This is a genomic window from Devosia lucknowensis, from assembly GCF_900177655.1.
Taxonomy (GTDB): domain Bacteria; phylum Pseudomonadota; class Alphaproteobacteria; order Rhizobiales; family Devosiaceae; genus Devosia; species Devosia lucknowensis.
The window spans coordinates 276,922-290,334 of the sequence record NZ_FXWK01000001.1 but is presented as its reverse complement, the minus strand read 5'-3'; the positions used below and the strand labels follow the sequence as shown (position 1 = coordinate 290,334).

Here is a 13,413-nt window from a genome sequence, read left to right as displayed (position 1 = left end):
TAGTACTGCGTTAGGGTTAAGTGCATGTTGCGTACCGCGCGTACGGCCCGTCAGGCCGATGCGGAAAGGGAGGCCACGCGCCTTCCGATCGATACTATCCTTGTGGGCGATTGCATCGACCATATGAATAGTTTGCCGGCCGGCTCCATCGATCTCATTTTCGCAGATCCACCGTATAATCTGCAGCTGGAACAGGGTCTCACGCGTCCCGACCAATCCAAGGTCGATGCGGTCGATGACGATTGGGACAAGTTCGACAGCTTTGCCCATTACGACGCCTTCACCAAGGCGTGGATGACGGCAGCGCGTCGTCTGCTCAAGCCCGATGGCGCCATGTGGGTCATCGGCTCCTACCACAATATTTTCCGCGTCGGCACAGCGCTCCAGGACCTGGGGTTCTGGATGCTCAACGACGTCATCTGGCGCAAGGCGAACCCCATGCCGAATTTTCGCGGCACACGGTTCACCAATGCCCATGAAACGCTGATCTGGGCCGCCAAGTCGCAGAAAAGCCGCGTCACCTTCAATTATGAAGCCATGAAGCTGGCCAATGACGACACGCAGATGCGCAGCGACTGGCTGTTCCCCATCTGCACCGGCACGGAAAGGCTCAAGGGCGAGGATGAGGGCAAGCTCCATCCCACGCAGAAGCCTGAAGCCCTGCTGTTCCGCATTCTCAATGCCACGACCAAGCCCGGCGACATCGTGCTCGATCCGTTCTTCGGCACCGGCACGACCGGCGCCGTGGCCCGCAAGCTCGGTCGCCACTTCATCGGCATCGAGCGCGAGGCCACCTACATCGCCGGCGCCCGCCAGCGGATCGCCACCATCCGCCCCGGGGTCTTCGAAGCCCTGCAGTCGGTCACACCCAAGCGCAAGGAAGCCCGCATTCCGTTCGGCTCGCTGGTCGAGCAGGGGCTTCTTGAAGTCGGCACGCAACTCTTCGACTTAACGAAACGTTACTCTGCCATGGTTCGTGCAGACGGCTCGCTCGTCTCGGGTCCACACCAGGGGTCGATCCACAAGGTCGGCGCATTGGTTCAGGGTTCCGAGTCATGCAACGGGTGGACCTTCTGGCACCACGAACAATCTGGACGAATGGAGCCGATCGACACGCTTCGCGCCGACATTCGTTCAAAACTTGATTTGCTTTCTGCCTGATCCTGACCTCCAATCATTCTTCAGGCTCTAAAACTGGCCGCCGGTTTGCCCCGGCGGCCTTTTTGTTTGTCTGCACCCCCCGCTCATGCACATCACATCAAGGTCGGCATTCGATACCGGCTGCTCCAGGCACACGAGACCAGGTCGGACCACTAGCCGCCATACTTATTTGCGGGCAGTATATGCGCAGGAGGCCAAGATGATCCGCCTGTCGCTCGCCATACTTCTCCTGTCGACCACGATGGTTTTCGCCCAGGACAGCTTTTTTGCCGAAGGCGATTTCGAATGCCTGTCGGACATGGACGGACCGGACACCTATCACGGCACACTTCGCGTCGGCAGCGGCCCCAGCTATGGCTGGCTTGACCCGGACACGGCTACGGTCGAGGAAACGGTTCCCCTGCAGATCCTGGGCGCAGGACAGGTCATTTTCGGCAACGAGTTTTCCGAGCACATTGCGCCGGGTTCGTTTTACCTCATGGGCCTCTACAACGAAGAGCTCTTCGCCTATCAGGCGTCTCTCGCCACCGATGAGCAGGTCGTCGAAGTCATCTGCACCTTCGTCTATTGAACGTCAGGCCTGGTCCAGCCCGGCCAGATTGAGCACCTTGCGGAACAATGTCGGCAGGGCCTCGCCCGCGAGCGCGTCGGGTGAAGACCACCATCCGTTGACGAGCCCGTCCGGCGGCACCACTGCCGACCACACCTCCAGCTCCAGGCGGAAATGGGTGAAGATGTGCACGACCTCGCCGTGACGTTGCCACGCGGCTGTCACTGGGAAATCCGGCTCCCCCGGCTCTGCCGTCCAATCCGATGTCGGCACTTCGGTCATTCCCGCCAGCAGGCCCTTGGCCGGACGGCTTTGAAGATAAACGTCGCCCGATGCGTCGCGCATGACGAAGGCATGTCCCCGGCGCACGGGCCGTTCGGCCTTGACCGGCTTGATCGGATAGCGCGTCGGCTCGCCTTCGGCCCTGGCCTCGCAGCCATCATGCAGCGGGCAGACGAGGCACATCGCTGCCCTTGGCGCACAGATCGTGGCGCCCAGATCCATCATGGCCTGGGCAAAATCCCCGGCCCTCACGGGCACAGCCAGTTGCAGCGCGCCGCGCAATTCGTCCTTGGCCTCGCGCACGGGAACGTCGAGCGCGTAGTAGCGCGCCAGCACGCGATCGAGATTGCCATCGAGCACCGCGACGCGCTCGTCAAAACAGATCGCAGCAATGGCCGCGCTGGTATAGGCGCCGATACCCGGCAGGGTCTGGAGGCCCGCCGCGGTATCGGGAAACACGCCGCCGTGGTCGCCGACCACCGCTTGTGCGCACGCATGCAGATTTCGGGCCCGCGCGTAGTAACCCAGGCCCGCCCATTCGCGCAGCACCGCATCGAGCGGCGCGGCAGCCAGGTTCGCTACCGTTGGCCACAGGCTGGTGAAGCGCAGGAAGTAGGCCTTCACCGCGGCAACGGTGGTTTGTTGCAGCATCACTTCGCTCAGCCAGACGCGGTAAGGGTCGGGCCGAACACCATCGCGCCGGTCCTGCGGCGACACCCGCCACGGCAGGTCGCGGGCATGGCGGTCGTACCACGCGAGCACTGCGGGCGAATCTATTGGATGCGGGTGGGAGAGGGACATGGCCGAGGGATAGCGTCTTCTTCCCATAAGCGACAAGTGGCACCCCACCCGGCCTCCCCCTGAAACAGGTGGAGGGGAAGAGCTGCGACCTTCACCGCTCTCGCGACAGTCTGGATGGGTCCCTCCCCCTTCTGCAGGGGGAGGTTAGGTGGGGGTGTTGGGGGTATGGGAATGGACGGTTCTTGCGTGAAAGCAGCGCCCCTCCCTGGCTCTGCTACGACCCTGCCGGGTCTAGCGACGCTACTCTCCTCTCAATGGGGAGGGTGGCGAACCCTGCCCTCGCCCCCTTGCCCCCCGACCATGCCGGGAGTACTCCACCGCTATGGCAAAAGACGACCTGCCCCAACCGAAACGCCGCAACAAGACGCTGTCCGTGGCGGATGCGCTGAGTGGCGCGCTCGATCCGGTGCTGAGGAAGCGCGGCTTTGCGGGTCGGGACATCATCACCCACTGGCGGCTGATCGCACCCAAGCCGTTCGACGACACCACCCTGCCCGACAAGCTGACTTGGCCACGCTCCGAACGCAGCGCCGAAGGGGCAACGCTGTACCTTCGCTGCGCGCCGGGACAGGCCCTCTTCGCCCAGCACGAGGCTCCTGCGATTGCCGCAGCGGTGAACCGGTATTTCGGCTACATTCTGATCAATGATGTCCGTTTGTCGGCGGAGCCATTCACGCCCAGTTCAGGTCGAAGGGTGCAGAAGCCGTATCAACCGAGCCAGAGCGAACTCGCGAAGGTCGGCAAAGCGACCGAAAAGGTCGAGGACGATGATCTGCGGGAAGCGTTGCATGCCCTCGGGCTGGCGCTCTCGCGCAGATCGTCCCAAAAGGCGAAATAGACTGTTCACCTCCAAGTGAACCCGAAGGGCACTTGCTCGCCACAAGCCCATGTGTAGTGTCGCCGTCGAAAGCGTCCAGGAGACCAAATTGACCACGAACCGCAGAAACTTCATCATCGCCGGAGCCGCTGTCGCCGTAGCCACAGTGGGCGGAGGCTCGTTCCTGCTTGCGCCAACGCCGGTTTTCGCGGCGACGGCCCAGCCCGACCAGCCGGTCATGCCGCTTGTCGATGGCATGGTCGACAAGGTCGAGGGCAGCATGGATGCGCCGGTCACGCTGATCGAATACGCATCGCCGACCTGCCCGCACTGCGCGGCCTTCCACACCACGGTCTATCCGCAGCTCAAGGCGGATTATATCGAAACCGGCAAGGTCAAGTTCATCGTGCGCCCGTTCCTGCGCAACGAAGTCGACGCCGCCATCTTCATGCTGGCCGAGGCTGCCGGTCCGGAACGCTACGAAGAAGTGCTCTCCACCTACTTCTCGACCCAGAACAACTGGATGTCGGCGCCGGGCACGCAAATCCTCGCCATCGCCCAGCAGCTCGGCTTTACCCAGGAAAGCTTCAACGCTGCCTTGACGAATCAGGAGCTGCTCCAGGCTATGGAAGCGGTGCGCACCCAGGCCATGGATGACTTCGGGGTGACGGGAACGCCGAGCTTCTATGTCAACGGCAACAAGATCACGACCGGTTACGATTTCGAGCAGCTCGCCGCTGCCATCGATCCGCTCGTTCCTGCCGATTTCGTTCCCACCGCGCCTTCGTCGACTGCTCCGGCCGCGGCTCCTGCCGCCGACGCGATGGCTCCGGCAAACGATGCGACCAGCCCGGTCGACAGCATGGCTCCGGCCAACGAAGTCTCGCCTGCCAACTAACGCCGATCTGCGGTGGGGGAACTCATGAAGTTCTCCCGCCTCAAGCTTCACGGCTTCAAATCCTTTTCCGATGAGACCGTGCTCGTCATGGAGCCCGGCCTCACCGGCATTGTCGGGCCCAATGGCTGCGGCAAGTCCAATCTGGTCGAGGCCATGCGCTGGGTCATGGGCGAAAGCTCGTACAAGGCGATGCGCGCCTCCGGCATGGACGACGTCATCTTCTCGGGCTCCGGCAACCGCCCGGCGCGCAATACCGCCGAAGTCACCCTCGTCCTCGACAATTCCGATCGCACCGCGCCTGCCGCCCTCAATACGGCCGATGTGCTGGAAGTCACGCGCCGCATCGAGCGCGAGGCAGGTTCGGTCTACCGCGTCAACGGCAAGGAAGTGCGCGCCCGCGACGTGCAGCTGCTGTTCGCCGATGCCTCCACCGGGGCGCATTCCCCGGCCATGGTGCGCCAGGGGCAGATCGGTGAACTGATCGCCGCCAAGCCGACCGCGCGCAGGGCCCTCCTCGAAGAAGCCGCGGGCATTTCGGGTCTCCACTCTCGCCGCCACGAGGCCGAACTGCGGCTGCGCGCTGCCGAAGGCAATCTCGAACGCGTCGACGACGTCATCGCCCAGGTCGAAAGCCAGCTCGAAACCCTCAAGCGTCAGGCGCGCCTTGCCATCCGCTACCGTGGCCTGTCCGGCGACATCCGTCGCGCCGAGGCGACGCTTTTTCATATCCGCTGGGTTGCCGCGCGCGTCGCCGAGAAGGAAAACGAGGCGGCGCAGGCCGTCCTCATCCGGCAACTGGCCGACGCGACCCATACCGAGCTGGCCGCGCAGAAGGCACTCGAAACCGCCGAAGCCGCCCTCAACCCGCTGCGCGAACGCGAGGCCGTGACCGGCGCGGTGCTGCAGCGCTACACGATCCTTGCCGAACAGCTGGCCGACGAAGCCCGCCGCATCAGCCAGCGCCGCGGCGAGCTCGAAGATCGCCTCCGCCAGATCGCTGCCGACGGCTCGCGCGAGCGCGATCTGGTTGGCGAGGCCGACGCGACGCTGGCCACCTACCAGATCGAGCAGTCCCAGCTGGCGGGTGAACAGCAGGCGTCGCAGGCGCAATTCGATGCTGCGCGCGCCGAAGCCGAAGCGGCCCGCGCAGCCGTGGCCGCAGCAGACGAACAGGCCCGCCGGGCTGCCGACGCCCTTGCGCAGGTTCGCGCGCAGCGCGCCCAGGCCGAGCGCAACCTTGCCGATGCGCAGTCCCGCCGCGCGCGCCTTGCCCAGCAACTGGCCGAGGTCGACGCCGAACGCACGCGCGTCATCGCGGCCCTCGATGCCGACGAAACCCTCGCATCCCGGCGCACGGCCCTCGAAACAGCCCAGTCTGCTGCCGCCACCGCTGAGGTCGCAGCGCTGGCTGCCGAAGAAAGCGCCCGCTCCGCCCAGGCCCATCTCGACACCGCGCGCCCGCGCCTTGGCGAACTCGATGCGCTCGTGACCCGCCTCGAGGCCGAGGCCTCGACCCTGGACAAGATGCTCAATGTCGGGGCCAGCCTCTGGCCTGCTGTCGTGGATGAGCTCACCGTCGAGCCGGGCTACGAGACGGCGCTCGGCGCGGCCCTGGGCGACGATCTCGAGGCCTCCTCTGATGCGGGCGCCCCCATGCACTGGTCGGTGGCCATCGACGGGTACGACGACCCCGCCCTGCCCCAGGGGGCCGAACCGCTCAGCCGCCATGTCACCGGCACGCCGCTGCTGAAGCGCCGCCTCGACCAGATCGGGCTCGTGGATGCGGTCGACGGTCCGGCGCTGATGAAGGCCCTGAAGCCCGGCCAGCGCCTCGTGACAGCGGACGGTGCCCTCTGGCGCTGGGATGGGTTCGTGGCCGCCGCGGATGCACCGAGCGCTGCGGCCCAGCGCCTCGCGCAACGCAATCGCCTTGCCGAACTCGACGAGGAAATCCTGCGCGCCAAGGGCGAGCGCAATGCCTGGAGGCGTGACGTCGAGGCGCGTTCGGCGGCCCTCGACACCGCCCGCGAGCACGAACGCACCACGCGCGAACTGTGGCGCCGGGCGCAGCACGCGATCGGCACCGCACAGACCGAGCTCGACGCCGCGCAACGCGCCATGGGCGATCTCAATACCCGTCGTCTGACGCTGGACGAGGCGCAGGCTCGCCTGGCCGCCAGCCTTGTGGAAGCCGAAGCCATGCTGGCCGAGGTGTCCGCCCGCATCACCGACAAGGACGACGAAACCCAGCTCGCCGCCGCGGCCGACCGGGCCCGGCAGGGCCTCGCAGAACTGCGCGACAAGGCCGACCAGGCGCGCCTCAGACTGGGCACTATCGAAACGGCGGCCCGCATGCGAACCGCACGTCTCGACCAGCTCGGCCGCGACAGCGCCTCCTGGCAACGGCGTCGCGACGGCGCGCAGGGGCAGCTGGCGACGCTCGACCAGCGCATGGCTGATGTCGAGGCCCAGCTCGCCGGCATCGCCGAGGCGCCCGACGGTTTTGCCGGCCGCAAGGCCCAGCTCGACCACCAGATCGCGACCGCCAAGGTCGAGCATCAGCAGGCCGGCGATCACCTGCAGTCCGCCCAGAGCGCCTGGCGCGACGCGGATCGGGCCCTCAAGGGCGCCGGCGACGCTCTCAACAGTGTCCGCATCGAGCTCACCCGCATCGAGGAGCGGCTCAAGGGCAGCATTGCCCAGCGTCAGCAGATCGAACGGCAAACCGAGGAATCGCTGGGCATCCACGCCCATCGCACCCTCGAAGCGTCCGGCATCCGCGCCGAGGAAGCGCTGCCCGCCGAGCAGGCGATGGAACAGAAGCTCGAGCGCCTAAAGTCCGAACGCGAGCGCCTGGGCGGGGTCAATCTCTCCGCCGAGAAGGAAGCCGCCGAGGTCCAGGAAAAGCTGGACACCATGGTGCGCGATCGCGACGACATCATCGAAGCCATCGCCAAGCTGCGCGCGGGCATCGCCTCGCTCAATCGCGAGGGACGCGCCCGGCTCAACGAAGCCTTCGGCAAGGTCAACGCCCATTTCCAGGAGCTGTTCACCACGCTGTTCGGCGGTGGCACCGCCGAACTGACATTCGTTGAGAGCGACGATCCGCTTGAAGCCGGGCTCGAGATCATCGCCCGCCCGCCGGGCAAGAAACCGCAGACCATGACCCTGCTGTCAGGCGGCGAACAGGCACTCACCGCCATGTCGCTGATCTTTGCGGTGTTCCTCACCAATCCCGCGCCGATCTGCGTGCTCGACGAGGTCGATGCGCCGCTCGACGACGCCAATGTCGAACGCTTCTGCAACCTGCTCGACAGCATGCGCCAGCGCACCAATACGCGCTTCATGGTCATCACGCACAATCCGATCACCATGAGCCGGGTCGATCGCCTGTTCGGCGTCACCATGGCCGAGCGCGGCGTCAGCCAGCTGGTATCGGTGGACCTGACGACGGCCGAGAGCTTCCGCGAGGCGGGCTAGGGACGCGGTTCCTCCGCGCTTTCGCCATTGCCCCGGCTCGACCGGGCAATCCAGTTCGCTGACGCGTGGACCGCCCGATCAGGTCAGGTATAGACGATGAGCAAGGTCGACGAACCCTCTCACACCCCCGAGGCCAGCCGCGTTTCCAGTTCGGCGATGGTCTGGCGGGCATCTGCCAGTTCGGCCTGAAGCCGGCTGATTTCCTGGCGCAGCTGCGCGGCATCGTCTGCCACCGGCGTCGTGGCTTCCGGCTCGGCTTGATCGCTCGAGAGGATGCGGGCATGCAGAGCGCGCAGATAGTCGATGTCATCGGGATAGGACTGCCCGGCCTTGGCCTCGGCCAGGATCCGCTCCAGGTCGGCTACCGTGTCCTCGTTCATCTCGCCTGTCGCCAGCAACTCACCGACAAGACGGTCGACTTCGGCCTCATTCATGCTTTGCTTGCCTCGTTGATTGATTGATCGCCAATGGCTTGCCCCAAACCGCATGCCGACACAACACGTCGCCTTGTCGCGCCGTTCCCGAGGCGCTTGTAGTTGCAGTCGCGACGGGGCTTGCGCACGGAGAATCCCCGGCCCCTGCCCTGACTCCGCCAAAATCGTGGAGTGGACAGCATGCCGCACCCCCACTGAAACCCGAATAGAGCTTATTGCACAAGCACTTAAGGCTAAACTGCGCGCCTTGACACCAAATGGGGCCACCACTATGTTGCGCGCGACTTAAAAGGGCGCCCCTTGAAACGGGGAAAGGCCGGCCAAAGGGAGCAGCGGATGAGCAATTCGCAAGACGACCACAGCCAGCCAAAAGGCGCTCAAGGGGTGACGCGTGATCTTGCATCGCGTATCGCCTCTGCCAAGCGGGAGCGCGAGCGGGAGGACAACAGATCCGCCCGAGATGCTTCCCCGGAGATGAGTGGTCTGGCGCGCGGCATGCGCATCGGCACCGAGTTCATCGCCGCGGTCCTGGTAGGTGCCGGTCTCGGCTACCTTATAGACCTTGGCCTGGGAACCAGCCCCTGGGGCCTGCTCATCCTTCTCTTGATGGGCTTCGCCGCTGGAATCCTGAACGTCATCCGAGTGGTGGCGGAAATGAATGCCGCCTCGCCTCCCCCGCCGGGGTCCGATCTCGGGCCCGACGCGGAAGACGAAGAGCGGGGTGAATAATGATGACGCTTAGAGGGCTCCATGGCCGGTACTGACCCGATCCACCAGTTTGTCATCTATGACATCTTCAAGCTGTTCACCGTTGGCGGCGACGGCACCGAAGGGTCGGGCACGACCTTCGCCTTCACCAATTCGGCACTGTTCATGGTGCTGACCGTGGCAGTCACGACGGTCTTCCTGCTCTGGGCAACGTCGGGCAAGCGCGTGATCCCGAACCGGCTGCAACTGACGGCGGAGCTCTTATACGAGTTCGTCGCGGGAATGGTCCGAAGCTCGGCGGGCAAGGAAGGCATGAAGTTCATGCCCCTGGTGTTCTCGCTCTTCACCTTCATCTTCGTGGCCAACATGTTCGGCATGGTGCCGTATTTCTTCACCGTCACCAGCCACATCATCGTCACCTTCGCCCTCTCCATGATGGTGTTCCTCACCGTCATTCTCTACGGCTTCATCAAGAACGGCCCGAAGTTCCTCAAGCTCTTCGTTCCTGCCGGTGTGCCGGGCTACATCCTTCCCATCGTGACGCCGATCGAGGTCATCTCCTTCCTCTCGCGCCCGATCAGCCTGTCCGTCCGTTTGTTCGGCAACATTCTTGCCGGCCACATTACCCTCAAGGTGTTCACCGGCTTTGCCGTGATGATGATCGGTGCCCTGGGTGCCCTTGGCTGGTTCGCCGCCATTCTGCCGATGATCATGGCTGTCGCCATCACCGGTCTCGAGTTTCTCGTCGGTTCAGTTCAGGCCTACGTCTTCGCGGTCCTGACCTGCATGTATCTCAACGACGCGATCCATCCGTCCCACTAACCACCAATTTCGGCGGATGACCCGCCGGACCCCAAAGTCGCTTGAAAGGATATTAAAATGGAAGCTGAAGCCGCAAAGTTCATCGGCGCCGGTATTGCAACCTTCGGTATGGCTGGTGCCGCCCTCGGCGTGGCCAACATCTTCGGCAACTTCCTGTCGGGTGCCCTGCGCAACCCGTCGGCTGCTCCGAGCCAGTTCGGTAACCTGATTTTCGGTTTCGCCGTGACCGAAGCTCTGGGCATCTTCTCGTTCCTGGTTGCCCTGATCCTGCTGTTCGTCGCCTAATTCGCGACCATACAGAATTGCCGCAGCCGGACATCTGTTTCGGCTGCAGCCCTTCTCCGGCCGTCGGCCGGTTGACCGGATTTAACGGAACCTCGACCTGATGGTAACGCAAGCTCACGCCCAAGAAGCGGATACGCATACCGAAATGGCCACCGAGCACGGTGAGCCTGTTCCGGGTGCCACGGGTCATGAAGATCCGACCGTGGACACGCATGCCACGACCGAAGCGCACGGTGATGCCGGCCATTCGGACGTGTTTCCGCCCTTCGACCCTGCCACTTTCCCCAGTCAGCTCCTGTGGCTCGCCATTAGCTTTGGCGCGCTCTACCTGCTGATGAGCAAGCTGGCCCTGCCCCGCATCGGCGGCATTCTGGAAAACCGCAAGCTGCTGATCGATACCGATCTGGCCGCTGCCGATGCGGACCGCCAGAAGACCGACGCTGCCATCGCTGCCTACGAAAAGGCCCTGGCGGAAGCCAAGGCCAAGGCACAGGGCATTGCCAACCAGACCCGTGAGGCCATCCAGGCCGATCTGTCGGCCAAGCGGTCTGCCGCCGAAACCGATCTGTCGGCCAAGGTCAGCGCTGCGGAAGCCCGCATCGCGGCGACCAAGGCACAGGCCCTCACCCATGTCGACGAGATCGCTGCCGAAACGGCCCAGGCCGTTGTCAGCCAGCTCGTCGGTGAAGTGTCGCCCGATAGCGTCCGCGCTGCCGTGGCCAAGGTTAAGGGGTAAGCGCCATGCCAGAATGGTTGGATAACAGCTTCTTTGCGATGCTGGGCCTCGTCATCTTCGTGGTCCTGATCGTCGCCATCGGTGTTCCCGGCATTATCGGCAAGATGCTTGATGGCAAGATCAAGCAGATTGAAACCGATATCGCGGAAGCAAAGCGCCTGCGTACGGAAGCCGCCGCCCTGCTCGTCGAGTACGAACAGAAGCGCGTCGCTGCCGAGCGCGAAGCCGAAGGCATTGTCGCCGCCGCCAAGGAAGAGGCCGAGCGCCTCACCGCCGAGGCCCAGGCGTCGCTGGCCGACCTCGTCACGCGCCGCACCGCTGCGGTGGAGGACAAGATCGCCCAGGCAGAAGCCCAGGCCATTGCCGAAGTTCGTGCCCGTTCGGCCGATATTGCCATCGAGGCAGCCCGTACCGTTCTCTCCGATGAGATGAACCGCAATGGTAGCAAGGTCATCGACGCTGCCATCGCCGACGTGGCCGGCCGTCTGAACTAAGACCAATCCGGTCGTTTCGAATTCAAGGCGGGCAGCAATGCCCGCCTTTTTTGTTTGCACCGGCTCACCGCCGGGTTGCGCCCGAGAACGGCTCCGGGAACGCGGCGCACCGGGGACAAAATCAAAGCCTGATTGACCTCCCGGTGAATCTCCACCATGGTGCCCTCGACTGCGGGAGAGACTGGCCACACGCGCCAGCGCCGAAGGAGCAACCGCCCCGGAAACTCTCAGGCAAACGGACCGCAGTCAGGTCAAACACTCTGGAAAGCAGGCCTGACGGCCTCTCCGAAGGAGCAACCGGCGCTCAGCCGGGAAATCTCTCAGGGCAAGGACAGAGGGGGCACGCATTTTCCGCCACGCGGCGGAGCCTTGTCGTGTCGCCGTCCAGCCAGAGAGAACCAATGGCCGAAGCTGCAGCAGAAGATCTCAAGCATACTCCGCTCTACGAGCGCCATGTCGCGGCCGGTGGCCGTATCGTTCCGTTCGGCGGCTACGCCCTCCCCGTGCAATATCCCACCGGGATCATGGCCGAGCACAAGTGGACGCGCGAACAGGCCGGTCTTTTCGATGTCAGCCACATGGGCCCGAGCTTTCTCATGCTCACCAACCCCACCGGTGACGCCGATGCCGACCATGCCGCAATCGCTGCCATCATCGAGCCGCTGATCTGCGGCGACATCGCCGGCCTCAGGCCCGGCCAGGTGCGCTATTCCCTGCTCCTCAACGAGCGCGGCGGCACGATCGACGATCTCATGATCGCGCGCTCCCCGATCACGCCGGGCGGGCTCTATATCGTCGTCAATGCCGGCACCAAGGACAACGACTTCGCTCTGATCGAAGCGGCCGCGGGTGACCGCGCGAGACTTGTGCGGGCCGATGGCGACCATGCGCTTCTCGCGCTTCAGGGCCCCGAGGCGGTCGATGTCATTGCTGCGCTGATCCCCGAAGCCGTCACGCTGGGCTTCATGAACTACGGCGCCTTCTCTTGGGGTCAGGACAAGGTCTTCGTGGCCCGTTCGGGCTATACCGGCGAGGACGGCTTCGAGATCCTCGTCAATCGGGGCGATGCCGTCGCCCTCTGGGACGCGCTCCTTTCCGACCCGCGGGTCAAGCCGATCGGATTGGGCGCGCGTGACAGCCTGCGCCTCGAGGCGGGCCTGCCGCTTTATGGCCACGACCTCGACGAAACCGTTTCGCCTATCGAGGCAGACCTGGGCTTCGCCGTGTCCAAGCGCCGCCGCGAAGCTGCGGATTTCCGGGGGGCAGATCGCATCCTCGCCGAACGCGACGGCAAGCTCACCCGCAAGCGCGTCGGCCTCATCGTCGAAGGCGCTCCGGCCCGCGAGGGCGCGGAGATCCTCGATGCCGACGGCAAAACCATTGGCGTGGTCACGAGCGGTGGTTTCGCCCCGTCCCTGGGCAAGGCCATAGCCCTCGGCTTCGTGCCACCGGAACACACCGCCATCGGCACCCGGCTCCAGGTATCGGTGCGCAATCGCGCCCAGACCGCCGAGGTCGTCGCCACGCCCTTCGTCCCACACCGCTATTTCCGCAAGTCAGCCTGAGGCCCCCGCCATGAGCATCAAGTTCACCCCCGATCACGAATATATCCTCGTCGACGGTTCGACCGGCATCGTCGGCATCACCAACTATGCGCAGGAGCAATTGGGCGACATCGTCTTCGTCGAATTGCCTGCGGTCGGCAAGGTTCTCAAGAAGGGCGACGAGGCCGCCGTGGTCGAAAGCGTGAAGGCCGCTTCCGAGATCTACGCGCCGGTGTCCGGTGAGGTGGTTGAGGTTAACAATGCGCTAACCAATGACCCGGGAACGGTGAATTCCGACGCAGAAAACGGCGGCTGGATGTTCAAAATCGCCATCAAAGATGCAGCAGAACTCGATTCTTTGCTGGATGACGCTGGCTATGCGGATTTGACGAAGTAAATCA

At 64.4% G+C, this 13,413-nt stretch carries 14 protein-coding genes and 1 riboswitch; of the genes, 12 read left to right on the top strand and 2 right to left on the bottom strand.

Annotation, left to right across the window (positions count from 1 at the left end; all coding sequences use genetic code 11):
• The first annotated feature begins 24 nt into the window (after window positions 1–24).
• Together CCK88_RS01415 and CCK88_RS01410 are read left to right on the top strand one after the other, a co-directional pair.
• The gene (locus tag CCK88_RS01415; protein ID WP_086468767.1) at window positions 25–1,161 is read left to right on the top strand and encodes a site-specific DNA-methyltransferase; all 1,137 of its coding nucleotides are present in this window, start codon (window positions 25–27) and stop codon (window positions 1,159–1,161) included.
• 199 nt (window positions 1,162–1,360) lie between these two features.
• A complete protein-coding gene (locus CCK88_RS01410; RefSeq protein WP_086468766.1) occupies window positions 1,361–1,732 on the top strand; it encodes a hypothetical protein in 372 nt (123 codons plus the stop codon).
• A 3-nt stretch (window positions 1,733–1,735) separates the two neighbouring features.
• Here the strand turns inward: CCK88_RS01410 and CCK88_RS01405 are convergent, their stop codons facing one another.
• Window positions 1,736–2,794: an A/G-specific adenine glycosylase gene (locus tag CCK88_RS01405; protein WP_244557407.1), complete on the bottom strand. Its 1,059-nt coding sequence runs from the start codon at window positions 2,792–2,794 to the stop codon at window positions 1,736–1,738.
• 322 nt (window positions 2,795–3,116) lie between these two features.
• Here CCK88_RS01405 and CCK88_RS01400 point away from each other — a divergent pair, with 322 nt between their 5' ends.
• From CCK88_RS01400 to CCK88_RS01390, 3 genes are all read left to right on the top strand, one after another.
• Complete coding sequence (locus CCK88_RS01400) at window positions 3,117–3,632, top strand: DUF721 domain-containing protein (RefSeq protein ID WP_086468765.1); 516 nt, start codon at window positions 3,117–3,119, stop codon at window positions 3,630–3,632.
• Window positions 3,633–3,720: 88 nt separating this feature from the next.
• Window positions 3,721–4,509, top strand: a complete 789-nt coding sequence (locus CCK88_RS01395) for a DsbA family protein (RefSeq protein WP_170926310.1) — start codon at window positions 3,721–3,723, stop codon at window positions 4,507–4,509.
• A gap of 24 nt (window positions 4,510–4,533) precedes the next feature.
• Entirely contained in the window at window positions 4,534–7,989 is a 3,456-nt protein-coding gene (locus tag CCK88_RS01390) for an AAA family ATPase (RefSeq protein ID WP_086468763.1), read from the top strand.
• A gap of 119 nt (window positions 7,990–8,108) precedes the next feature.
• Here the strand turns inward: CCK88_RS01390 and CCK88_RS01385 are convergent, their stop codons facing one another.
• The gene (locus CCK88_RS01385; RefSeq protein ID WP_086468762.1) at window positions 8,109–8,423 is read right to left on the bottom strand and encodes a hypothetical protein; all 315 of its coding nucleotides are present in this window, start codon (window positions 8,421–8,423) and stop codon (window positions 8,109–8,111) included.
• A gap of 336 nt (window positions 8,424–8,759) precedes the next feature.
• Between CCK88_RS01385 and CCK88_RS18615 the strand changes: the two genes are divergently transcribed.
• From CCK88_RS18615 to gcvH, 7 genes are all read left to right on the top strand, one after another.
• Window positions 8,760–9,152: an AtpZ/AtpI family protein gene (locus tag CCK88_RS18615; protein WP_244557406.1), complete on the top strand. Its 393-nt coding sequence runs from the start codon at window positions 8,760–8,762 to the stop codon at window positions 9,150–9,152.
• A gap of 21 nt (window positions 9,153–9,173) precedes the next feature.
• Complete coding sequence (locus tag CCK88_RS01375; protein WP_086468761.1) at window positions 9,174–9,953, top strand: F0F1 ATP synthase subunit A; 780 nt, start codon at window positions 9,174–9,176, stop codon at window positions 9,951–9,953.
• Window positions 9,954–10,010: 57 nt separating this feature from the next.
• Window positions 10,011–10,238 (top strand): F0F1 ATP synthase subunit C, encoded by a 228-nt coding sequence (locus tag CCK88_RS01370; RefSeq protein WP_067459640.1) that lies wholly within the window; start codon window positions 10,011–10,013, stop codon window positions 10,236–10,238.
• Between the two features lie 97 nt (window positions 10,239–10,335).
• The gene (locus tag CCK88_RS01365) at window positions 10,336–10,974 is read left to right on the top strand and encodes a F0F1 ATP synthase subunit B (protein ID WP_425290625.1); all 639 of its coding nucleotides are present in this window, start codon (window positions 10,336–10,338) and stop codon (window positions 10,972–10,974) included.
• A gap of 5 nt (window positions 10,975–10,979) precedes the next feature.
• Window positions 10,980–11,468, top strand: coding sequence for a F0F1 ATP synthase subunit B family protein (locus CCK88_RS01360; protein ID WP_086468759.1), 489 nt, complete (start codon window positions 10,980–10,982; stop codon window positions 11,466–11,468).
• Between the two features lie 162 nt (window positions 11,469–11,630).
• A riboswitch (glycine riboswitch) is annotated at window positions 11,631–11,721 on the top strand.
• Window positions 11,722–11,869: 148 nt separating this feature from the next.
• Complete coding sequence (gene gcvT / locus CCK88_RS01355; RefSeq protein WP_086468758.1) at window positions 11,870–13,033, top strand: glycine cleavage system aminomethyltransferase GcvT; 1,164 nt, start codon at window positions 11,870–11,872, stop codon at window positions 13,031–13,033.
• 10 nt (window positions 13,034–13,043) lie between these two features.
• A complete protein-coding gene (gene gcvH / locus CCK88_RS01350) occupies window positions 13,044–13,409 on the top strand; it encodes a glycine cleavage system protein GcvH (RefSeq protein WP_086468757.1) in 366 nt (121 codons plus the stop codon).
• Window positions 13,410–13,413 lie beyond the last annotated feature (4 nt).